Annotated in this window: 17 protein-coding genes; 7 read left to right on the forward strand and 10 right to left on the reverse strand. The window is 54.8% G+C overall.

Translation table 11 applies throughout. The features are described from left to right. Positions 1-140 precede the first annotated feature (140 nt). The 3 genes from DTL42_RS08360 to DTL42_RS08370 all read right to left on the reverse strand — a co-directional run bounded on the left by DTL42_RS08360 (position 141) and on the right by DTL42_RS08370 (position 5,519). The gene (locus tag DTL42_RS08360) at positions 141-1,307 is read right to left on the reverse strand and encodes a formylglycine-generating enzyme family protein (RefSeq protein WP_114368258.1); all 1,167 of its coding nucleotides are present in this window, start codon (positions 1,305-1,307) and stop codon (positions 141-143) included. A gap of 207 nt (positions 1,308-1,514) precedes the next feature. After that, the gene (locus DTL42_RS08365; protein ID WP_114368259.1) at positions 1,515-3,782 is read right to left on the reverse strand and encodes a hypothetical protein; all 2,268 of its coding nucleotides are present in this window, start codon (positions 3,780-3,782) and stop codon (positions 1,515-1,517) included. A 159-nt stretch (positions 3,783-3,941) separates the two neighbouring features. Further along, positions 3,942-5,519 carry a hypothetical protein gene (locus DTL42_RS08370; RefSeq protein ID WP_114368260.1) on the reverse strand — a complete coding sequence of 526 codons (1,578 nt, stop codon included), beginning with the start codon at positions 5,517-5,519 and terminating at the stop codon, positions 3,942-3,944. A gap of 397 nt (positions 5,520-5,916) precedes the next feature. Here DTL42_RS08370 and DTL42_RS08375 point away from each other — a divergent pair, with 397 nt between their 5' ends. After that, positions 5,917-6,279, forward strand: a complete 363-nt coding sequence (locus tag DTL42_RS08375) for a DUF2237 family protein (protein WP_114368261.1) — start codon at positions 5,917-5,919, stop codon at positions 6,277-6,279. A gap of 17 nt (positions 6,280-6,296) precedes the next feature. Here the strand turns inward: DTL42_RS08375 and DTL42_RS08380 are convergent, their stop codons facing one another. Further along, positions 6,297-7,544, reverse strand: coding sequence for a HEAT repeat domain-containing protein (locus tag DTL42_RS08380; protein WP_114368262.1), 1,248 nt, complete (start codon positions 7,542-7,544; stop codon positions 6,297-6,299). A 227-nt stretch (positions 7,545-7,771) separates the two neighbouring features. Between DTL42_RS08380 and DTL42_RS08385 the strand changes: the two genes are divergently transcribed. Beyond that, the gene (locus DTL42_RS08385) at positions 7,772-8,764 is read left to right on the forward strand and encodes an endonuclease/exonuclease/phosphatase family protein (RefSeq protein WP_114368263.1); all 993 of its coding nucleotides are present in this window, start codon (positions 7,772-7,774) and stop codon (positions 8,762-8,764) included. 40 nt (positions 8,765-8,804) lie between these two features. On the opposite strand, the gene DTL42_RS08390 is transcribed toward DTL42_RS08385, so the two are convergent. Continuing rightward, positions 8,805-9,059, reverse strand: coding sequence for a hypothetical protein (locus tag DTL42_RS08390; protein WP_114368264.1), 255 nt, complete (start codon positions 9,057-9,059; stop codon positions 8,805-8,807). A 185-nt stretch (positions 9,060-9,244) separates the two neighbouring features. After that, complete coding sequence (locus DTL42_RS08395) at positions 9,245-10,219, reverse strand: HEAT repeat domain-containing protein (RefSeq protein WP_114368265.1); 975 nt, start codon at positions 10,217-10,219, stop codon at positions 9,245-9,247. A gap of 383 nt (positions 10,220-10,602) precedes the next feature. Between DTL42_RS08395 and DTL42_RS08400 the strand changes: the two genes are divergently transcribed. After that, the gene (locus DTL42_RS08400; protein WP_234824129.1) at positions 10,603-11,778 is read left to right on the forward strand and encodes a formylglycine-generating enzyme family protein; all 1,176 of its coding nucleotides are present in this window, start codon (positions 10,603-10,605) and stop codon (positions 11,776-11,778) included. A 4-nt stretch (positions 11,779-11,782) separates the two neighbouring features. Here the strand turns inward: DTL42_RS08400 and DTL42_RS08405 are convergent, their stop codons facing one another. Together DTL42_RS08405 and DTL42_RS08410 are read right to left on the reverse strand one after the other, a co-directional pair. Next, a complete protein-coding gene (locus DTL42_RS08405) occupies positions 11,783-13,063 on the reverse strand; it encodes a glycosyltransferase (protein WP_114368266.1) in 1,281 nt (426 codons plus the stop codon). 6 nt (positions 13,064-13,069) lie between these two features. Then, positions 13,070-13,894 (reverse strand): 3'-5' exonuclease, encoded by an 825-nt coding sequence (locus DTL42_RS08410; protein ID WP_114368267.1) that lies wholly within the window; start codon positions 13,892-13,894, stop codon positions 13,070-13,072. 164 nt (positions 13,895-14,058) lie between these two features. Between DTL42_RS08410 and pepT the strand changes: the two genes are divergently transcribed. Together pepT and DTL42_RS08420 are read left to right on the forward strand one after the other, a co-directional pair. Then, entirely contained in the window at positions 14,059-15,315 is a 1,257-nt protein-coding gene (pepT, locus tag DTL42_RS08415) for a peptidase T (RefSeq protein WP_114368268.1), read from the forward strand. A gap of 176 nt (positions 15,316-15,491) precedes the next feature. Next, positions 15,492-16,391 (forward strand): glycosyltransferase, encoded by a 900-nt coding sequence (locus tag DTL42_RS08420; protein ID WP_114368269.1) that lies wholly within the window; start codon positions 15,492-15,494, stop codon positions 16,389-16,391. Positions 16,392-16,510: 119 nt separating this feature from the next. On the opposite strand, the gene DTL42_RS08425 is transcribed toward DTL42_RS08420, so the two are convergent. Next, entirely contained in the window at positions 16,511-17,617 is a 1,107-nt protein-coding gene (locus DTL42_RS08425) for a hypothetical protein (RefSeq protein WP_114368270.1), read from the reverse strand. Between the two features lie 519 nt (positions 17,618-18,136). Here DTL42_RS08425 and DTL42_RS08430 point away from each other — a divergent pair. Both DTL42_RS08430 and DTL42_RS08435 read left to right on the forward strand, forming a co-directional pair. Beyond that, positions 18,137-19,468 (forward strand): flavin-containing monooxygenase, encoded by a 1,332-nt coding sequence (locus DTL42_RS08430; RefSeq protein ID WP_158545285.1) that lies wholly within the window; start codon positions 18,137-18,139, stop codon positions 19,466-19,468. A 75-nt stretch (positions 19,469-19,543) separates the two neighbouring features. Beyond that, entirely contained in the window at positions 19,544-21,190 is a 1,647-nt protein-coding gene (locus tag DTL42_RS08435) for a sulfatase family protein (protein WP_114368272.1), read from the forward strand. Between the two features lie 64 nt (positions 21,191-21,254). Here DTL42_RS08435 and DTL42_RS08440 read toward each other — a convergent pair whose 3' ends face one another. After that, positions 21,255-22,727, reverse strand: coding sequence for a sulfatase family protein (locus tag DTL42_RS08440; protein WP_114368273.1), 1,473 nt, complete (start codon positions 22,725-22,727; stop codon positions 21,255-21,257). Positions 22,728-22,837: the final 110 nt, after the last annotated feature.

The following is a 22,837-nucleotide window of genomic DNA, read 5'->3' on the forward strand; positions in this document are numbered from 1 at the left end:
GGGCAGGAGCGAAGCAGCGTCTATCAGCCGAGAAGGAGCAAACCTAATAAAAAGGGCCAACCGAGTATTTCTCGGCTGGCCTTTTTTGGCGTTAATCTTTCCGAGGCCAGCAATGATCGGCCTCAGGGAAACGAAGCGGATTACCCTTCGTTCTTGATCGCTTTCGGCAATTCTGGATCGACCAAGCCCATGATGCCACGACCTTCCAGCAAGCGGTCGCTCACGTCAAGGTTGAGGAACTCGATGTCAGGTCGATAGAACTTCACGGCTTCCTTCTTACCCACTTCTTCCAGCGGACGAATCACGCGAAAGCCAACGCAGGTCGAAGGATAGCTGGTGAACCACCAAGGGCTTAGCGGAATGTTGGGGTCTTCTTCCTTCCAATCGTCTTCGCTGCTGCCCATCTTGGCGGCGATGCGGCAATTCTCGGCGTCCTCGTCCCAGCCACCACCTTTAACCATCAACGGTTCAGGTTCGGTTGGCCAATTAACCGTATCAAGGGCGGTTAGGTCTTTCTTGCCTTCCAGCTTGGCGAAACCTTCGTCGCTGTATTGATCGAGAACCCATTCCCACACGTTGCCGTGCATGTCGTACAAGCCGAACTGGTTGGGCTTCTTGCCTTTGACAAGGTGCGGCTTCTCTTCGGCGTTGCCATCGAACCAAGCGAATTCATCTAGTTTCTCGGCATCGTCACCAAAGTGGTATGCTGTTTCTGCTCCGCCACTAGCAGCATGTTCCCATTCGGCTTCGCTGGGCAAGCGGTATTGATTGCCGGTCACACCACTAAGCCACTTCGTGTATTGGCGCGCGGCGTAGTTGGTCATGGTTGTGGCGGGCAGTTGAGGATCTTCGCCATACTCGAAGGTAAAGCTGGGTTCGTACAACGGGGTGGGGGCGGTAATCGCATCGATTCGATTATCGTCGTTCACCAAACGAATTCTCTTGGACTGGAACTTCTTAAAGATGTTGTAGAGGTCCATGTACGGCTTGTACTGGGCCCAAGTCGTTTCATGCTCGGCCATCCAGAAAGGTCCGACGGTGACTTCCACCTCGGGGCCTTCAGCATCGGTATGACCTTCTTCCGATTCGGGACTGCCCAGTTTCACCTTGCCGCCAGGGACTGGGATCATCTTCAAAGTGGTTTGCGTACCGGGAATCGTGAATTCGTAAGGCACCATATAGCCTTGTTCGACTTTCACGTATGGGCCAGATTCGGGTTTGGTCTGACTGATACCGGCCACTTCCGCAGCGGCAGCCGAAGTGGTTGCCAGGCAGACAATTGCCAAGGTCAAAACAAGATAACGCATTCGCTTGATCTCTTTCTTGAATTGCAAAACTACAGCCTCAGATCGGTTCTCGCCTATTGTAAATCAGCGAGAATCTCGATGATATCCCCCGAAATCTTACTGGAGGATCGGCGTGAAATCTTATTAGTAGTATAGGCGAACAAGTCAACTTTTTCCGGTCCAAGGAGCGGGAAAAAGAACAAATTACCGCCCAAGGTGAAAGAAAGCCTACTTTGCGCCAGTTTCTAGTTTAATGGAAATAGGGTTACTGGTAACATCTTCCCCGTTACGTTTGGCGGTGGCAATCAGATGGACACTGGCTAATTGTTCCGGCTTAATGCCTGGGGGCAAGGTAATCTCGATCGTAAACTCGGATTTATCCGCCGGGACTTCGACAGCAGCCGACTTTGCATTTTGTGGAAGGCCGTTGGCCGTCACAATCACCGGATGTTGGAAGCCGCCGGCTCGCTCGATTTTCCCCTGGAAACGAACCACGGTCTCGCCGCTGAGGGCAAGGAAGAGCGGCGACCCCAACGAAAACCGTTTCGCTGGACTGACTGCGGTGGCCAGCACTTTCTGCTGGTCGGCCGAGAGGAGTTCGGCCTTGGCGGCGATGTCCCAGGCAATATCGTCCAACTGCGGCGGTGTAATGAGGGTAAGCGTGGCGTCTGTCTGATCGGCTGGCAGAATGATTTCCTTAGCCAACTTGATGGCCTTGGACTGATCGGGCTTGCCTTTGTCTTGGGGGATGACTTGAGAGGTAATCAAGGAAAAGCGGACCGGGCCTGTCTGTCCCTCAGCACGTTTCACGCTCAGCGGAAGTGCCGTCACTTGTCCTAACCCCAAGGCATCATCCGGCAGGTCGCTGCTCCAAGTCACGAGCAATTTTGGTTTTTGCACAATGCCGAATCCAAGCTGCGAAGTTTCCGGCGCTAGACCAAAGATCGGCTTGTTCGGACCAATGGAAGCTTCACGTACGATTGGCAACCCGTTGAGTTTCGTCTCGCCGATGATCGGGCCGATGCTGGTCGCTTGAGCATCGCTGGCCGCAGTGAAGGTAACCAGCGCTCGATCGGTCCGGGCTGGGATTTCGTGCAGCGAAGTCGTAACGCCAGGCGGCAATTGCGGAAAGCGAAGTGCGATCGCTTCGTTAAAGCCACGTCGTTCAGCTACGACTTCCACAACAGCACTTCCCCCAGCAGGGATGTTGATACTTTGCTGGGCAACGTGCAATTGAAAATCAGGACGATTCTCGGGCGTGACCCGCAAACGATACGCATGCATTGGGCCGGCAGCGTGGCTAAGATCGTAAACAACAAGTTTGACTTGCTGAACCTCTGACGGCACATCAAACGTGGTGGCAGGGTCGGGCGTGTTGCTTTGGTCGTCCGAAGTTGCCAACATCGCGCCGTCAGGTTTACGAACTTCCAAAACGGCGTCGACCGGCGAGTGAATCCGCTGGGCGAAAACTTCCGCCCGATACTTGGTGCCGGGGGTGACATCGATCAAGAACTCGTCTCGCTCTTTCGGTTCCCGCAAGATTCCACTGATGCCCAGCGGGGCCGCCCCGATCGAAGTGGCACTCTCAGAGGACTCAGGTTCGCGGAATTCTGGTATGTCGCTACGCTCAACGGTTGGCTGAGGCCCAGTCGTTGCTCCGATAACTTCGACGGAAAGATTGGTCACGGTAGGATCATTTGCGTCCCAGTTGGTTAAACGGGCATCCAAGGGAGGTTCCGTCGCCAACGTGGTTAGTGGTTTAAGCGAGGCTGCGTCTTCTGCTTGATAAACGGCTAAAGGGAAAACGCGATCGGCAAAGGCGAGATCACCAATTTTTAAGCGGAAATGGCCCGGCGATCCTCCTCGAAAGAGGGCATCTTGTAGCTTGATGGAATAAAGCCCATCGCGGGGTAGCTCTACCACCAGGCGAGCATCGCCATGCAGGGAGATTTCACGCGATGAATAGCCCAACTGCGTGTCGCGGCTATCGACTAAGCTGACCAGCGGCTCTAGCTTGCTGCCCAACCGTTGCGCCTCGACTTCGATTGCCACCCGTTGCCCAGCTTTCCCTGTGAAGCTTGTGGTTAGCAGTTGAGCACCAGAAAGTTTGCCAGAAAGGGCGATCGGTAGCGCGTCGATCGTATCGGTGAAGGAAGCTTGGGGAAGCGAATCGATGCCGAGCGTGATTGGATTTGAAATGCCGGTCTCGGTGGCGACTCGGAGGTGACCATGCCGAGGAGACGTCTCTGCTGGAAGGTCGATTTCCAGTTCGATGGTCTGCCCATTCGAACCCGGCAGCACCCGTACGTCGCTGACAGGGAAGTCGAGCTTGATCACCGGGCTCGGAGCAAGTTGTTTGCCGGTGAGCGTCAGATGGGTTGTCTTGCCACTGGTCAGACCATACAGCGAGGCTTTTTCAATTTGCGGAGCAGCGGTAAGGTCAGTCGTGCTGCCCAACAAAAGCGCGAGACCAAGCAGCATGGCAAAACGCAGCATGAGAAGCTTTCCTCGATATAGGCAGGAACGCCCAGGGGCGTGAGAGGGGGGGAGGCAGCGTATCGGATTTGGTATCCGAGACGGAACAAAGGCGCGTTCATGCAACGCGCCTTTGTTTCGTTCGTTAGCATTTCGCCGGGCAAGCTTGCGCCTGCCGGACTAGTTGTCGCCGAATGGATCGTTGGCGGGCATTTCTGGTGCCTCTGCTGGCGAGGCAGGAGGCCCACCAAACGGATCGTCTGAAGCTGGCGGCGACCCGAAGGGATCATCCGAAGTGGGTGGGGCGCCGAAAGGATCATCCGAAGGTTCTTCTCCCTTCGGGCTTAAAGGCATGATCGGCTCTTCATTTTTAGAAGCCGGCGGAGTAGCAAATGGATCGTCGGATGGTGGTGCCGAGCTGCCAAAAGGATCGTCTCCGGCTGGTTTGGGAACAGGCTTTTCGTCGAATGGATCGTTGCCAGGGGCATTCGCCGGAGGTGCCGAAGCGCCAAACGGGTCGCCATTCGAAGGCTGTGGCATCGGCCCGCCGAATGGATCGTTGCTCGGTGCTGGCATATCCCCAGGACGTGGTGCCGAACTACCGAATGGATCGTTGTTATTGGCTGGAGGGCCACCAAAGGGATCATTCGAAGGCATCGGACCGCCTGCAGGAAATCCACCGTCAGCGGGCGTGGCTGGCCCCATCCCTGGAATGCCTGGCATGGAAGGAACTTTGACACTGGGAATCAACGCTCCGCCAATTGCCGAGATTGCTGCGGTAACCGGGTTTGGCTTGCTGGGGCCGGCACCCAGACCGTTGTTCATCGCATCAGGAGGCAGGACGGCATCTTGTTCGTCGGTAGGAGCAGCTTCTGGAGGCGCACCAAACGGGTCGTTCGCTGGAGCAGCCGGAATGGTCATGGGTGCAGGAGGATCAACCGGAGCGGCTCCGAATTGATTGCCTTCGCCAGGTGTGTTCGGGGAAGCACCAAAGGGATCTTCGCTGGGGTTGGTCATGCCCGGCATCGGACTTTCACCAAACTGGTTGGTGTCCATTGCTGGCGTGGCGGCAGGCGATTCGCCAAACGGGTTGGTATCGACAGCGGGAGTTTCTGCCGGGGCACCACCAAATGGGTTGGCGGAAGGATCGGCAGGAGCAGCTTCTTCTGTCTCTTCGACCGGAGCCGGCATATCTGGCACGGCAGCGGCGCCTGGCGAACCGAACGGATCGGTTTCGTCCGCTGCAGGAACTTTAACCGGGATGTCCTGGGCAGCTTTCTTCGCCCGACTGCGAAGGACTTGTTCCTCGGCCGACTTACGAGCTTCGTACAGGGCGCGTTCTTCTTTCTTCTTCTGCAGATAGACTGCCGTACGGACCTTTTCTCGATATTCTTCTAGCAACAAGCGTTCAGAACCTTGGACTCGTTCCAGCGACTTGCTGACGGGGTAAACTTGAGAACGGTCTAGTTCTAGTTCGGCCCCTTTGGTGAAGTTGGCTTTGGCTTGATCCTCTTCGCCTAGCTTATGATCGGCCAAGCCAAGGAAGTAATAAACGCGTGGGTCGGATGTGCCTTCCTCGACGACCGTTCCGAGTAGTTTCTGCGCTTCGGCGAAGTCTCCCCGGTAGTAGGCGTGGACACCACTGCCGTACAGGTCTGTCAAAACAGTGTCTTGCGCCGCTGATTCTTGGGTTACCAAGGCAGGCAGCAACAGACTTAGGCAGGACAATAGCCCGCAGGCGATAACGTTCCTCGTCATCAAAATAAACTCCCCAGGAACCGATCGGTTGGCCGCGCTCGAAGGGCGCTACGGCGTGAAGACTTGATTTTTCGGACTAGCTAGTGACGATTCCGCGAAGCCGCGGACGGTGAGATCCCTCACAAGACACGATTGATTTAACCGTCGTCCTTCGTCCTTGAAGAGCACCTTCCACTCTACGTCGGGGAGTACAAGGTGTTGAATTCAGTACAGTAAAACGGTACCGAGATACTCCGGTATCGTAGTTGCGCCGAGAAAGAATTGCAAGTTTTCCCTATTCGACCCACCATTTGGGGTAAGTTCTCCCGCAATGGGGACTTGCGGCAACCGATCGCCCGTTAAGATTGGCGTTAGCGCAAAGTTGGATCTCCCTTTAGACGGAAAGCATCAGTACATCATGGCAAAAAATGTCCTCGGAACGGACCTGCAAGATTGCAGCCACGACCCATTAACCGGTTTCTATCGCGATGGCTGCTGCAATACAGGAGCGGATGATACGGGGCTGCATTTGGTTTGCTCTGAGATGACCGAGGAATTCCTGGCTTTTTCGCGGCATGTGGGGAACGACCTTTCCACGCCTCATCCCGAATGGGGCTTTCCTGGACTTAAACCTGGGAATCGCTGGTGTTTGTGCGCGCTTCGTTGGAAAGAGGCATTTGAAGCCGGCGTCGCTCCGAGGGTTGTACTCGAGTCGACACATATCTCGACGCTCGAATTCATCGATCTGGAAGACTTGCAGCAAAACGCGGTTGAAGGGTGAAATACTTTCCGCCGCAATTAATGGTCGCGGGAAAGCCGTATGTTAGGCGATTGGGGGGCGTAAGCCTTTTTGTACCAAGCCTTCCAGGGGGCAGGATCGAAGCCGAAGTCTTCTCCATCGCAGATCTTAATTAGTGCCTGGCGAACGCCGTGGTTTTCAATCCATACCGTGTCGTAGGCATTATTGCTACGGCTGAGGAATTGCTGCAGCGTTAACGAGCGGTACGAGGCCCGCGGGCCGTTGATATCAAAGAACAAAGTAGGGCGAGCCGCAGTGTAAAAATAGGTGTAATTCGCCGAATGAGGGGCCAGGTGACGGGTTTGCAACGCGCTGGCGAGTGGCCCGATCGCCGTCGGGTAGTCGAGCAGGCCCAAGATTTCGGCCGTGCGATTAACGATCGCGTTGTCGTAGCTTCTCAGGAAACTTGCGTAGAATTCGACCATCCGCGGGTCTTTATTGCGGACGACTTCGCGCTGGCAAAGCAGCCGATGGTTCGGATTGTTTTGAAAAACGGCGTTCTCCATCAGGAAAGTACGGGCCTGGTAGCTATCGATGCGACCGAGAACACGGATGTAAAGTTCGACCAAATCGGAATTTGCCTCGTCTCCTAGCAAGCTGATCAGGCCAGGCACCATATCCGGATCGCTCTCGTTTTCAAAATCGATTTGCACTTCCGGGGCTTTGCTTTTGCCGAGTTGTTGCCGCCATCGTCGTAGACGTAACGACCAATCGACTAGGCGTTGCTTGTGCTTTTCATGGGCAACAGCCAGCGCGGCTTCTTGTACGGTCATCCATTTGCCATCGTGCCGGATGTAACCACGCTCGCGTTGTAGCTCGTCTTGGCTAACCCACTGCGTGCCCCGCTGTTGATAGCCCAACACGTGCCGAGCTGGGGCGAAGTTGGGGTCTAATTCAAGCACATGCTGAGCGTGGCGTAGGAAAGAATGCTCTAAGCCGTTCTGGCTGCACCATTGAGCCAATTTCCATTGGTCTTCGGCCGTGTCGGCGTATTTGCTGGCTTCGTCAAAGTAGGCGTCTTCTGAGATCTGCGGACTTTCAACCCGGCGGATCTGCTCTTTCGGGAGGACAACGGTACCAAAGCTGCCCACTTCCAATTCCACTTGGCTCGCTTGGGCTCGCGCTGAATTGTGAACCGGCGTAGCATCCAACTGGCGACCGTTGGACAACTCTACGACTTCGCCGCGCAATGCCAAGGGGCACAGAGCAAGCCAGAGCAAGTTCGCGATGATAGCAGTCCGGTGCAAAAGAAAGTAACTCCTGAAAGCAGAATCAAACCCCCTCCAAGATAGGCGCCGATAGCACGTCTGACAACGATTTCGCGCGGAAATGATCTGGAACCGCTTTGCCTGTTTGCTGTAAGGTCTCGCACCCCTGTTGTGTGCGCAGCGGAGAAGTGTGGAAAGACTAGTCCCGTTGCTCAAGACTTTCGGGACGTACTGTTAGATCTGAATCGATCGCGGGAGAGAAAGCGGTGAAGCGAGTTAGTGCCTTGCTGTTGGCCATCGTTGCTGGTGCTGGCGCTTGGTTCTTCTTTCAGAATTACCAGATTAACGGGTTAGATAACCTGGTTGTCGTTCCGCGCAATGACTCTGCGGCAGCTTCTGGAACAGAGGATCATTTGCCGGGCACCGTCCCGACAATGGCCCGCAAGCAAGATACTATCCGTATCGCTTCGTTCAATATTCAAGTCTTTGGCACCGCAAAATCGCAAAAGCCGGAAGTCATGGCCCGCTTGGCGGAAATAGTTCGCCAGTTTGATGTAGTGGCGATTCAGGAAATCCGCAGCAAGTCGGACGGTTTAATTCCTAGCTTTATAGAGCTGATCAACTCCACCGGCCGACATTACGATTTCGTCATTGGCCCTCGGCTGGGACGAACACAAAGCAAAGAACAGTTTGCCTATATCTTCGATACGGCCAGTCTCCAGGTCGATCGATCGCAGGTTTATACGGCCCAAGATCCGTACGACGTTTTGCATCGCGAACCGCTAATTGCCTGGTTCCGTGTTCGCGGGCCTGATCCGAGTCAGGCGTTTACGTTCACGTTAGTCAACGTGCATGTCGACCCAGACGAGGTCGAGCAAGAGATGAACGTGATGGACGACGTCTTCCGCGCGGTACGAGACGACGGACGGCAAGAGGACGACGTGATCTTGCTGGGGGACTTCAATGCGAACGAATCGAAGATGGGTCAACTGGCCACCATCCCAGGCATTAACTGGGCAATCAGTGGTGTGACGACCAACACGCGCGGGACCGAACTGTACGACAACATCTTCATGCAACGGACTGCCACCAGCGAATACACCTGTCGCAGCGGCGTGTTCGACTTCTTGCGACAATACAATCTGACGTTGGCCGAAGGTTTGGAGATTTCAGACCATCTACCGGTCTGGGCCGAGTTCAGCATCTACGAAGGAGGCGCGGCCCAGCCTATTGCTACCTTGCCGAAGGAAAAGCGGTAACTCATCAGGAAAGAAACGTGACAAGAATATCGCGTCGGAGTTAGCCCGCTTCTTGCTTGGGCTCCGCAGCCTTTCCTGGCTTTTGTTCCGTGCCAAAAATTTCGATATATAGAATCGCAAAGCCGATCAGCGAAATCAAAATGCCTAACAGCGGGCAAACCACGCCATACAAAGCCCGCATCCACATTGCTTCTCCAATCCAACCATAAATGGCTTGGGTGATGCCGACGCCAACAAGGACGAAGCCGCCTAAGAACCATTTGCTGGCAGAATAGATTGTCTTGATCTTGCGCATAAAAAGGGCATTCGCATTGGGGGACTATGATGAAGCTGATAATCGCGGTGCGACCATATTAGTGATAGGGAGATGAAGGTGCAATTATTTTCGTTGATGGGCATTGGATAATGTCGTAGCAATAACGTATTGCTCATTTGTCCGTCTCCCGTTTATTCCGAAGAGCAATAGCGAAGCCAGCCTTCTTATTGCCACTCGGTGCGAAACACACGCCTAAGTTCCTCGCTGCCGGTCTTCTCGACCGCCATTTCGGTGCGCTGGCGGATTTCTCCTTGGTCGCCGTGAAGGCGGAGGGCCTTGACCGCATCGGCTGCGGTGCGGAGGTCGCGGGCATCGATTAGTGAGAGTAAGAAGTCTTGCGATTCAGACGAACGCAATAGGCCGATGCAAAGGAGCAAGCTTTCGCGAACCCCCAGTTCCGACCGATGCCCCCAGGTGCTTCGTAATAGATCGAACGTGCCAGGGAGCTTGGCTTCTCCCAGGGCAAGTGCCGTTTGCACGCAGCAATCGGCATCGTGCGAAGCGAGAAAGGGACGGAGGATTTCAAGGCCTGCCTCTCGGTCAATCTTCAATAACGCCGAGCAGCATTCGCCGTGAACTTCCGCTTGATCGTCCCCTAGTTTTAGTTTCATCCGCAATAGGGGCGTTGCCTCGGCTTGTCCCAGGGCACCCAGCGCTTGCGCCGCCCCTAAGCGGGCTTCCGGCCATCGATCGACAAGCAGCATCGCGCAGTGATTCAATACTTCGAGCGTCGGCACGAAGTGGACCAGCCCGATCGCGCAGATGCCACGCAGTTCCGCAGCCGTGTCGCGGTCTCCTTTCCAGTGTGGTTCAATCTGCTGATAAACGACCCCGTCGCGGAAGACCTCTGGGTCGGTATGTTCAAGTTGGATTAACGCTTTCACGATCGCCGTCTTACCGAGGCAGCCAGGGTCCTTCTTGAGGGGATTCCGTTTGAGTCGCCAATAGGCTTTCAAGAGTGGCGGAGTGAAGGAGTTTTCTTCTGTCTCGGCGATCAACTCGGCTGCGCGCTCAACAACCCGATTCGAGGGATCGCCCAACGCCTGCTTTAATTGGGCATGCGACTCCGCCGCAGCGAGGTCCGCTCGAAGTTGGTTCAGGGCATGCAGTTGCTGGCCAACGGAATCGGGCGTGTTCATCTGGGAGGCAATCTTCTGACAGGGGAAATTCGAACCACGCTCCTAGCTTAACCGACCAGTCATGCAACTAAACCGGCGTTACTTCTGCCGGAAGAGTTTGGGGTGCCATGCCGTCGTGTTCGTCGGCATGTTCTTGTTCGCTTCGCAGGCTCACGAAGACGAGAGCATGGCACCGGTTAACAAACCGTTAGATTAACTCCGGCAACACGCTAGTTTAACCGACTACTACCACGGCTAAACGGCCATCGCTTGCTAAGGGGGACCGGGCAGGTAATCCAGGGGAATGCTTCTGCGGTAGCTTGGTTCAAGAATCTTGTTGACAAATATGGTTTACGCGGGATATCTTCTTGGGAAATCTATCCTCCTGGTTTTCGGAGCCTGCCATGTTTGCGCTGCGTACAATCGTTCTGGTCTTGTTGATGACGGCAATTTGGGCCCGTTGGACCGAGGCAGAAGACATCGTGGGAATTCAAAGCGAGCAGCCTGCAGCGGGGCCGTTTGTCAAGATCGAAGAAGGGTACATGGTTCCTTACGAGATAGCTGTACCCAATTCGACGGCCAAGCTACGAATGATTCCGATCCCTGGCGGAACGGTCAAATTGGGCAGCCCAGAAAGCGAAGCCGGGCATACCGCTGCCGAAGCTCCGGAAGTGACCGTCACGATCGATCCGTTCTGGATGGCAGAAACGGAAACGACCTGGGGACAGTATTATCCCTTCATGGCGATGTACGACATTTTCAAGAAGTTCGACCGGGATGGGGTTCGAGGAGTTACGGATACCAATCGAGTCCACGCCGTCACGATCCCTACGCCGCTGCATGATCCTGGCTTTACGTACAAGTATGGCGAGAACCCCCAGCTACCGGCGATCACCATGACCAACTATGCCGCGCGGCAGTATACCAAGTGGCTTAGTGGTGTGACCGGCCAGCAAATCCGTTTGCCGAGCGAAGCGGAATGGGAATATGCAGCCGCTGGCGGAGCAACCACGGCCTATCACTTTGGCAACGAGCCAGAGAAGCTCGCGGAATATGGCTGGTTCGTCGACAACTCGGAAGAACGCCCACACTTCGTCAAAGAGAAGAAGCCGAACCCGTTTGGCTTGTACGACATGCATGGCAACGTCTGGGAGTGGGTGCTCGATCAATACGATGAAGAAGGGTACCAGCGGCTGGCCGGGAAAACGGTTTCTGCCCAGCAAAGCGTGAACTGGCCCACGGAAGTCGAGTCGATGATGCTCAAGGGAGGAGGCTGGGACGATAAGGCAATCGATTGCCGTTTGGCTGCCAAGCTGGAAAGCTCGGAAGAAGATTGGAAGGGAGAAGATCCCAATAACCCCCTTAGCCCGTGGTGGTACACCGATCCGATTTCTACCGGCGTCGGTTTTCGGATCGTTCGTCCGTTGAAGAAAGATGTCTCCCCTGAGGCGGTCACCAAATTCTACGACCCGGTGATCGAAAACTTGGAGTTCGATGTCAATTTTCGGCTGGACGATGGACGTGCTGCCCTGGGCTTGGCCGATCCGGAATTGCCTGCCGCGATCGAGCAAGTGAAGTAAGAACTTACCGCGCGGCTGACTTGGCAGCGTGGGCTGGGTTCGGAACCGGCTGCTGCGAATGTAGTGCTTGAACGATAAGCTTGGCGGCCATTTCGGCGCCGTCGTAGGTGGCTAAGCGATCGGCGAACTGGGTGGCTTTCCGTTGAAAGGAATCGTCCTGCAGCATGCGCGTAAGTTCGCGTTGCAGCCGCGCTGTTGTCACGTGACGCACCGGAATACAGCGCCCATTGCCGAGGTACTCGACCCGTTTGGCAACGCCTGGCTGATCGTTGGTGACCGGCAAACACAGCATGGGCACGCCCTGGGCCAGGCACTCCAAAGCGGTGTTCATCCCCGCATGGGTAATGACCAGCTTCGCCCGTTCTAATAGGCGAAGCTGTGGGGCCCGCTCGACAACCAAGACGTTGTCGGGAAGCTTGCCCGGTAGATCGACTAGGCCGCCCCCTTTGCTGAGCACAACTTGCATGGGCAAGTCTTTCACGGCTTCAACAATGCTGTGAAAAACGTGGTTCAAGTTGTTCTGCAACGTGCCCATCGAGGCATAGATCAACGGCCGTCCGTCGAGCCAATCCCACGGGAAATCGACCGTCGCGTCGTCACGGGCTGCCCGATGCCAGGGGCCGGTAAAGTGCAAGTTGGGTGGGTAGGTTGTACGTGGGTATTCGAAGAAGTCTGGTTGCTGAGCAACATGGATAACGCCTCGCTCGACTTCCCGAATCAAAAGGAGCGGGTCGACCGTTTCGCGTTTAGAGGCAAACCAATAGTAAGCCGCCAAGACCATGTGCTTGGCAAGTTCGTTACGTGCCCGCCCGAACCAGTCGTTGCGATAGTCCCACGCCAACGGGGGCGGAGGAACCAAGGGATCCCAATAAACGGCCAACGCATTGCAAGCCACCGCATAGGGAAGGCCACGGCGTTCTGCTTCTAAAGCGGGAACAGGGCAAACCTGATCGATCACCAAGCCATCGAGGTTCAGTTCATTGAGTGCCTGAGGAAGGTACTTTTGTGAAAGCTGACAGTGTAGGGCATAGATCTTGCCGGTCTGCATCATCGCTTGAAAGCCACTGGTGGTTCCCAGCAGACGAAAGCCTGCTTCCAGCTTTTCGTTCAGTGGATCGTCTGGCCCCAGGGGATAGAAGGGAAGCTGAGCTCGCGCGACGATACTGGCCGCACGTTGACAACCGACCATGGTAACTTCGTGCCCTTGGGCGACCAGTTCGCTGGCCAGCGTGGTCATGGGATTCAGGTGGCCAGGCACTTCTGGGCAAAACAGACCGATCTTCATGGCCGCTTAGCTATCTGCTTCCCAAGGGTTTTCCCAATCGCCCCAGCCGTCGAGATAGGTTTGGTAGATGGGCGTTTCTGCGGTGCGTTGTTCGAGCCAATGCTTGGTTTGCTGGATCAGTTCTTGTTCGCGTTCCAACGTCAGCTTGCCTAGTAGCACGCAACTGCGGAGAAACACGAAGTAGGTATCCAGCACATCGCAGCGGCAATACTCGTTGATCTCTTCCAGCTTGCCCGCGTGGTAAAGATCTTGCACCATCCAACCTTCGATTTCCATTTTGCCCGGCTTGCCTAGCAGGTTCGCTGCCAGGTTCAAACCACCAGTGAACCGGCTGGCTCCGTAGTTGGTCAGAATGTCGTAGAGATCGAGATGCGAATCGGTGTTGTAGCGGTAACGCGACTGCTCGAAGTTCTTGGCATTCAAATTGAACCAATCTGGCACGCTCAGGCCAAAGCGAAACGCAGCCAGTTCCATTAGCGGGATATCGAACGCTCGACCATTGAAGGTCACGAACGTCGGCCTGCGATACGCTTTCCAGCCTCGCCAAAAATGATCGGTAATGACCGGCGGGCGGAACTTCGGAGAGTCGAGAACGACCTGATCGATGAGGTTCAAATCGATATCGAGTTTGGCAATCGCTACCGAGACCGGCACTTGATAAGTGTAGGGGATGAAATCGCTGCCCTTTTCCGCGAGCAGTTCGGCCCGGAACTTGTTGACGGCTTCCTCTGGCGAGAGACCCTCGTTGGGGTACTTCAGTCGCGAAACGAGTTGACCATCGGCGACCGATTCGACATCGAACACCAGGTATCGCACCGCCGCTTCCGCCATGGTTTTAGCCTTCCGTTCTAAAATTTCACCGCACGCCTAAGTTGATGGCTACAACCTAGCACAACATGGCCGCTGAAACGACGGGAGAAAGGGACCGTGTCTGTTGGATTCGAGCCAGTTTTACTAAGCTGGTGGAAATGAATTTGCCCAGCCAAGGAACTGACATGAGCCGCGAACGATTACTGAACCGTTTTCTGAAGTACACTCAAATCGATACCACCGCCGGAGAGCCGGGCGAGAAGTATCCTAGCAGCGACGGTCAGTTAGTGCTCGGCAAGTTGCTGGCGGAAGAAATGCGCGAGATGGGGATTGTCGACGCCGAGCAAGACAAGTTCGGGATTGTTTACGGAACCGTGCCTGGCAAGGTGACCGATTGCCCCGTGGTGGCGCTCAATTCGCACGTCGACACTTCGCCGGAAACGACCGGAGCGAACGTTAAGCCTCAGGTCATCCACAATTACGCTGGCGGCGATATCCCTTTGCCTGGCGATCGCTCGAAGGTGATCACGGTAAAAGATAATCCCGAGTTGAATGATTTGCATGGTTGCACGTTGATCACGACCGATGGTACGACTCTGTTAGGTGGTGACGACAAAGCCGGCATCGCGGTTATTTTGGAAGCGGCACAGCGTATCCTAGAGAATGACTCGCTGGTGACCGGGCCACTGAAGATCTTATTTACCTGTGACGAAGAGATCGGTCACGGCGTCGATCACGTCGACCTCAAACGCCTGGGAGCAGATGTTTGCTACACGCTGGATGGTCCAGGGGCGAACGAGTTGAACGCCGAAACGTTCTCGGCTGATCTAGCAACGGTGACCGTCAAGGGGGTGAACATTCATCCCTCGATTGCCAAAGGTCGTATGGTGAATTCGATTCGAGCGGCATCCTTGCTGGTAGCTAAGCTGCCGGTTGATAAGCTCTCACCGGAATCGACCGAAGAGCGAGAGGGATTCATTCACCCTTACATCGTCCAGGGAGGCGTGGCAGAGACGGTCGTGCAGTGTATCTTGCGATCGTTCGAAACGGAGGAACTGACCGAGCAAGCAAATCTGCTGAGGACCTTAGCCAAGGAAGTGGAAGCGGAATTTCCTGGCTCGGAAATCTCGATCAAGATCACGCCCCAGTACCGCAACCTTCGCGACGGCCTCGACAAAGAGCCAAGAGCCGTACCATTGGCTGAAAAGGCTCATCAGGCGTTGGGGCGGCAAGTCAATAAGAGCGTAATTCGTGGCGGCACAGATGGATCGGCTTTGACTGCCCAGGGATTGCCGACTCCAAACCTTTCGACCGGACAGCACAACCCGCACTCCCCCTTGGAATGGGCTTGCCTCGACGAAATGGAGCAGGCCGTCGAGCTGGTTTTGAAGCTTCTCGAGCTCTGGTCGAGCGAGCCCAAACGCCCAGCAGCAAGCAGCTAGCAAAGCGACATTGCCAATTTCTGCCAGCGTCATCGTTGGTTTTGAGGCAAAACAGGTAAACTTGTGACCATGTTTAGTCCGAATACTTCGAAAGTGAGCCCGGCCATCTAGCCCCATACTCTCATGCGATTTGGCATTCCCCCGAAATACCGGCCGCGGCAGAAGGATGAGATTCTGTGCTGAAAGTCTCTATCGTCATCCCGAGCGTGAACAACGCCCGCCGATTAGAAACCACCTTAGTTTCGCTACTGGAGAATCGTCCAAGCGATTGCGAGATCGTTGTGCCGCATTGCGGCTACTACGACGATCCGTACAACATCGCTGACGAGGTCCGCTTGGTAGAAGTGCCTGCAGCACGTACCGAGATGGAACTGCTAGCGGTTGCTTGGTCGATGTGCCGCGCACCCATTGTGCATACGCTGGTTGCGGGTGCCACCGTCGAAGTAGGCTGGCTAGATACGGTGCTCCCAAAGTTCGAGCGAATGGAAGTCAGTGCGGTTACGCCAGCGGCTTTGTTTGCCGATCGCGATGACCCGGTCTTTGGTGTTCAAGCCGACACGATGGGCGTTCGTGCCGCTGGTACTGCCAGCAGCATGCAAGGGCCGATGTGGCAAGCGGCCTTTTATCGGTACTCGCTACTGGAAGCGCTGGGCGGTTTCTGTACGCGTTTGGAAGAATATGCGGACTTGGACATTGCCTTATGGATTGCTCAAGCTGGCGGCGTTTGCCCGGTGGCCAGTGATTGCCAGATCGAGATCAATGATCCTTGCGATTTGAACCAGGTAACGTCGCCACGTATTCGCTTAGCGAAGACATTGCAGCTACGGCATCAAAACTGGTTTGCCGCGCAGGGCAAGGGAAGTGGAAAGCTAGGCTGGCTATCGCGCAGCGTGGGAAGTGGCTCCCTGGCGACGATGATGTCGGCTCTTACTGCTAAGGCGGACATGAACGCCGCTCAGCATCGTTTACCCAATTTAGATGAGGTGCGCGCGGTTATCGCCGGTCAGGGGCAGACCTTTCGTTTCGAGCCCCGCCCGGAAGATCAAAACTCCGCATATCACCGCCACGCTGCGTAGTACGCGGTCGACAGGATGAACGTGGAGACCACCACGTTTGCTCTCCGGCAAGAACAAAAAAAGAGGCTGGAACCGATCGGTTCCAGCCTCTTTTTATTTATCGTAAGGAAAGCAGCAAGCTAATTGCTCGAGGCTTCAAACTCTTCGGCACCTGCTTCTTCCTCGTCCGTCTTGGTAGCGTAGAACAGATCGCGAGTGGCGGTCAGCAGTTGGTAGGCTTCCGATTCGCCGGGCTTCTCGTCAATCTTACGGCAGAGCGATTCCAACAGCGGACGCCCTTCAGGCCAGCGGACCGACATGATCTTCTGGCAGTCTTCCAACAGTTGATAAATACGAGCACGGGTAACACCCAGGTTCCGGGCCTGCATTCGCACACTCTGCGGAGAGCCTTCGATACCAAGGCGACCGGCTGCTAAGTCGTGCACCGTTTCGCCAGCATCGACTAAGATCTGCTGCAACATCGGGCGAGTCAGGCGATCCATTACGTCGCTGCGGCTAAGCGGGGCTTCACCCACCAAGCGTTCCAAGCCCCACGATTGAAGCACCGGCACAAACTTCGGACGAAGCAAAATTGCCAAATGAGGTTGGCCTTGAGCCAAATCCAACGTCTCATGGACGCGATAAAAGACTTCCAGGACAACTCGAATCCGCTTTTCGCCGTGGGTCTTCAGGCGGCGGATTTCAGCCAAGCTGTGACCCATGTAGAACTCAAGCGGCGTGTTCCAGATGACCGTCGGCAAGTCCATCAGTGTCGGCGCCAAGCGGCCCAGGCATTCGTTGCCGAGGTTGTGACGACGCACCGTTTCGCGCCAACGTAGCCACAAGACTTCCGAAACCAAAGCAGGATCGAAGTTGCCATCGGCATCTAGCGGGCTTTTGGTCGAGAAGTGGTCGTCGGCAGCGACTTCAGGGGCCGCAGCCTGAGAAGGCTCGAAGCCAGCGTCTTCCTTGGTGGCCCGGTTCAGCAGGGTGACCAAAGAACTGATTTTCTTCTGGCCAATCCCGGGAGTGGCCGAGAGTTCTTCGAACGGCGTGGCAAGTAAGTCGCCAATCGTTCGGCCTAGAAAGGCCAACGGCAGACGTCGATCATTGGGCAGAGCCCAGTATGCCAACGGCTTGTCGAGCCGATCCGAAAACTTAGTTTCTTCCAACAAACGGCGCTTCACTTCATCGAAGCTATTCACCAGTTGGAAATCTTCCGCAGAAGTGATTTTGTTGAAACGCATTCAAAGCCTCTTCGAATGATTTACCACAACTTGGATCGAGTTGTGTTGAGTAACTAAAAGTTACCCAGGGTTAAAACCAACCCAGGAATTGTTCCGCGCTTCCTAGGAAAGTTGATATCGCGTGTAAAAAATTCTAGTCTGCTAAAAAAGAATTTTGCTACCTAAGAAACAAATTATTTCAGAAATTAACCAAAAGGCTAGTAATCTTGTATGAAAAAACGCCAACTATCCAAAAATCTGTTCATGTGAGGGGTGGCACGCTATCAAAAGTAGCGGCTACTACAGTAGTTATGATAAGCAGCAATAAAATTCTGCAATTATCTAATTCTACTACTAAACACTAGAAGAGACCAAAGGTGTCGGTAAATTATCTACAAATGAACGAAAAATGGCCCTGGCAATTGTTTGATCACTTCTGATTAGAGGAAACTCACAGCAGATTGAATACGTGATAATGGAACGTCATCTTCCGCTGTATCGATCCTCACCCTTCACCTGCAAGCGGCTACAATGGCAACCATGCATCACTCCGCCGACTTTCATGTGCTTGTCATCGGGGCAGGGCCATCAGGGCTTGTCACGCTGAAGACTTTGCGCCAATTAGGAATCAAGGCAACTTGTGTCGACCGAGGTGAACGGATCGGTGGGAATTGGGATATTCAATCTCCCTTCAGCAGCGTTTATGAATCGACGCATCTGATCTCCTCGAAAGGAATGACGCAGTTCGCCGATTTCCCGATGCCAGACGAGTACCCTGAGTATCCCAGCCACCACCAAGTGCTAGCTTACCTCAACTCTTACGTAGAGAGGTTCGACTTAGGTCAGTATATTCGCAAAAAAATTGCCGTTAAACGAATAGAAAAATGCAATGATGGCTGGAACTTAACCGTTTCCCCCTCGGACGGTCTGTCTTCAATGGTTGAAAAGTATGATGCCGTGGTTATTGCCAACGGACATCACGCTGTTCCCATAATGCCAGAGTTTGTTGGCCAGTTTTCTGGCGAGTTGCTTCACGCACACGATTACAAGCATCACCGTCAGTTGCAAGATCGCCGAGTACTGGTGGTGGGGGCCGGTAATAGCGGCTGTGATATCGCCGTGGAAGCCGCCATTCATGGACGGTTAGCCGCAATTAGCATGCGGCGAGGCTACCATTTCTTTCCCAAGTTCATCCGGGGTAAGCCGGCCGATGTGGTCGGAGACCGGGTGCGACGCTGGCCTCTTCCTCAGGCCTGGCAGCGATGGCTTTCCCAGTTGGTTGTCGACTGGACGATCGGTCGGCCTCAGCGATATGGATTACCGCAGCCAGAACACCAATTGTTTGAAGCCCATCCGATTATCAATTCCCAACTGCCATACTACGCAGGCCATGGCAAGCTGGCCGTCTTTCCTGATATTCGCATGTTGGATGGCAACCAGGTCGAATTCATCGACGGTCGCCGCGAGACCTTTGACACAATCATTGTGGCCACCGGTTATCAGCTTACGTTCCCCTTCATCCAGCCAGAGTTACTGAACACGGTGGATGGGATTCCTCAGCTTTATCTGCATGCGTTTCATCCGACGGACGATACGATCTTCGTGGCGGGCATGATTCAACCCAACAGCGGACAGTGGCCGTTGACCGATCTTCAGGCCCAGGTCATTGCACGCTTTTTGAATGCCTATCGGAAGGGAGATCCCCAGGCCGAGTTGTTTCGCCGACAGAAAAGTACTCCGCACAGCACAGCAACCTCGCGTCAGCATTTCTTGACCACGCCACGGCATCGTTTGGAAGTCGATTACTTTAAGTACCGCCGCACGCTGCAGAAGATTGTCCGGCAGATGGATGTTGCCGGTACCACTGGTTAGAATGCAAGACGCTCGCCCTTTATCTCACCTCGGTCTCTCGTCGCCTCGTCTCTTGCTCTTAAGGAACCTCTCTTCATGAAACGCATTCTTTTTGCTGCGCTGTGGGTTGTTGCCTGGGGGATATTTGCGTCGTTATCTGGGGCGGCAGAGACGAAGCGACCGAACATTGTATTTGCCTTTGCCGACGATTGGGGGAAGCAGGCGAGTATCTATGGTCAGCTTGAACCTGGCGGCATCAACGATGTGGTACGGACTCCCAATTTCGATCAGATCGCCCGGCAAGGCGTTTTGTTTAAGAATGCGTTTGTGAATGCTCCTTCGTGTACGCCTTGTCGCAGTTCGCTGCTTTCAGGGCAATACTTCTGGCGAACTGGTCGCGGGGCTATTTTGCGTGGTGCTGTGTGGGATCCGACGATTCCCAGCTATCCGCTTTTGCTGCACGACGCTGGCTACCATATCGGACAAACTTATAAGGTTTGGAGTCCTGGGACTCCGGTCGATGCGCCTTATGGGGGCAAGCGTTACGCCTACGAGAAGACAGGCGGAGCGTTCAACCAGTTCTCGCAACGGGCCACCGCTTTGATCAAGCAAGGGAAGTCGGTGGAAGAGGCCAAGCAAGAACTTTATGGCCAAGTTCGTGGTAACTTTCAGGCTTTTCTAAACGACCGAAACGAAGACGCTCCGTTCTGTTATTGGTTTGGTCCGACCAATGTCCATCGCAAATGGATCGCTGGCAGTGGGAAAGAGCTTTGGGGGATCGAGCCTGACGATTTAAAAGGCAAGATGCCGGCGTTTATGCCTGATGTGCCCGTGGTTCGACAAGACTTGGCCGACTATCTCGGCGAGATTCAAGCATTCGATGCGGCTCTGGGGATCTTAGTGGAAGAGTTGAAGCAAGCTGGCGAACTCGACAACACGATGATCGTCGTTAGCGGTGATCACGGCCCCCCTGGTTTTCCGGAAGGAAAATGCAACCTGTACGACTTTGGAACGCATGTCGCCTTGGCGATTGCAGGCCCAGGCGTGCAAGGTGGCCGGGTCGTTGATGACTTTACGATTTTGCCCGACTTGGCACCAACGTTTCTCGAAGCGGCTGGGGAACCGGTACCAGAGGTAATGACAGCCAAAAGTTTGTGGCCGGTGCTGAAGTCCGAGAAAGAAGGCCTGGTCGACCCGACCCGTACCGCTGCGCTGACTGGTCGCGAACGTCACGTTGAGATGGCCCGAAGCGGCAATTTGCCCTACCCGATGCGTGGCATTCAAACCGCCGACTATCAATTGATTATCAATTTCAAACCCGACCGCTGGCCACTCGGCGAACCTTACCACTTGGACAGCGATAGCCCGCCTACCCAGGATGAACTGACGAACCAGACAGCGGTAACGTTTCCTGATGACGATGCCAGTCCGACGAAAGCCTACTTGGTGCTACATCGGAACGATCCGGCAGTGAAGCCGCTGTTCGAGCGGAACTACGGCAAGCGGCCACACATCGAGCTGTATGATCTGAAGAAAGATCCTGCTCAGATGACTAACGTGGCGGACGAGCCGAGCTATGCTGAGGTGAAGTCCGCGTTGACCAAGCGGTTGATGGACGAACTGAAAGCAAGTGGCGATCCACGTGTAATCGACGAGGGTAAGTACTTCGAGACACCTCCCCTGGCAGGCCCTTTGCCTGACGATGTGCCCAAACCCAATCGGCAACGGGCACGCAAACCGTAAAAGAAGAAAGGGCTCGTTTGTTACGAGCCCTTTCGATTTCATTGCCAGTGATTCGCGGTTGGCGTTACTTCTTCGCTTCGATTTTCGCCAGCAACGTTTGCAGTTCTTTCAGCTTGGCAGGATGTTCCTTGGCAACGTCGGTTGTTTCGCCAGGATCGCTGGCTAGATTGAAAAGTGAAATCTGGTTGTTCTTTAGGCGAACCAGTTTCCATTTGCCCACACGCAAACCAATACCACGTGGAGATTCTTCGACCACGTAGTCGCGCCCTTTGGCATCGGCTTTACCTAGTAGAGTTTCGGTAAGGACTTCGCTGTCTGGCAACGCCCCGAACGGTACTTCTTGTCCTACGATCGCGGCGAATGTTGCCCCGAGATCGGTCGTGGTGATCATCTTGTCCGAGGTCTCGCCCGGTTGAACAACGGCAGGCCACTTCACGATGAAGGGGGTGCGTGTACCTCCTTCAAACGGTGTGTACTTGCCACCGCGATATGGTCCCGCCGGGAGGTGGTCCCCCAGTTTTTCAACGGCGCCGTCTTGGTAGCCGTCGTCTAGTACCGGGCCGTTGTCGCTGCAGAAGACGATCAGTGTATTGTCGCTCAGATCCAGTTCGTCCAGTTGGTTTACTAGCTCGCCCACGCACCAATCAAGCTGAACGATCGCGTCGCCACGCAGGCCAACCGAGGTTTTGCCTTGGAAGCGTTCGTGCGGCATGCGAGGAACGTGCGTATCGTGCGAAGCGAAGAATAGAAAGAAGGGTTCGTCTTTGTTGGCTTGGATCCATCCTTTCGATTTCTTCACCCATTCGTCGGCCAGGTCTTCGTCTCGCCAACGCGCTGCGTGCCCGCCGGTGAAGAAGCCAATGCGGCCAATACCGTTATGAATCGTATTGTTGTGGCCGTGGCTCCAATCGAGTTTCAAGGTGTCGCGAGCCGTAACGCCGGTCGGTTGGCCATCTGGGTTTTTATTGCCAACCCACAGCGGATCGCTGGGATCGAGATCGCGGACACGGTGGTTTTCCACGTAAACGCTCGGTACTCGGTCGTTCGTGGTGGGCAACAGGAAGCAGTAGTCGAACCCAAGTTCTAGGGGGCCTGGTTTTAGTTCGCCATTCCAGTCTGGGCCTTCCCCTTCGCCCAAACCCAAGTGCCACTTGCCCACAACGGCTGTTTTGTAGCCAGCGTTTTGTAGCACTTTCGGAAAGGTCTCGGTTGTCGGTTTGATGATCGAAGTGGCATTGGGCGGAGCAATGCCGGTTCCTTGCTGACGAAACGCGTACATGCCGGTCAGAAAAGCAAAACGGGTCGGCGTGCACGTCGAGGTAGAACAGTACCCACTGGTGAACCGCAGCCCATCGCTGGCCAAGGCATCGATATGCGGAGTCGGAATGGCCTTCGAGCCATAGCAGCCGACATCGCCGTAGCCAAGGTCATCGGCCATGATCACGATGATGTTCGGTTTCTTGGTTTCGGCAAAACCGTCAGAGGCGAGCATGCTAAGCATTAAGCAGCACGTCAGAGCGTGGAGCAGCGTCTTCATTGGCTGAAGTGTTCCAAACGAGGAGAATTGGTGGGAGGGAAAATCAACGAGCTTATTGTAACCTAAAGTAGTGCCCACTTTCTAACTCACAGGCCTGTAGGGGGTGAGGA

Source organism: Bremerella cremea (genome assembly GCF_003335505.1).
GTDB lineage: Bacteria > Planctomycetota > Planctomycetia > Pirellulales > Pirellulaceae > Bremerella > Bremerella cremea_A.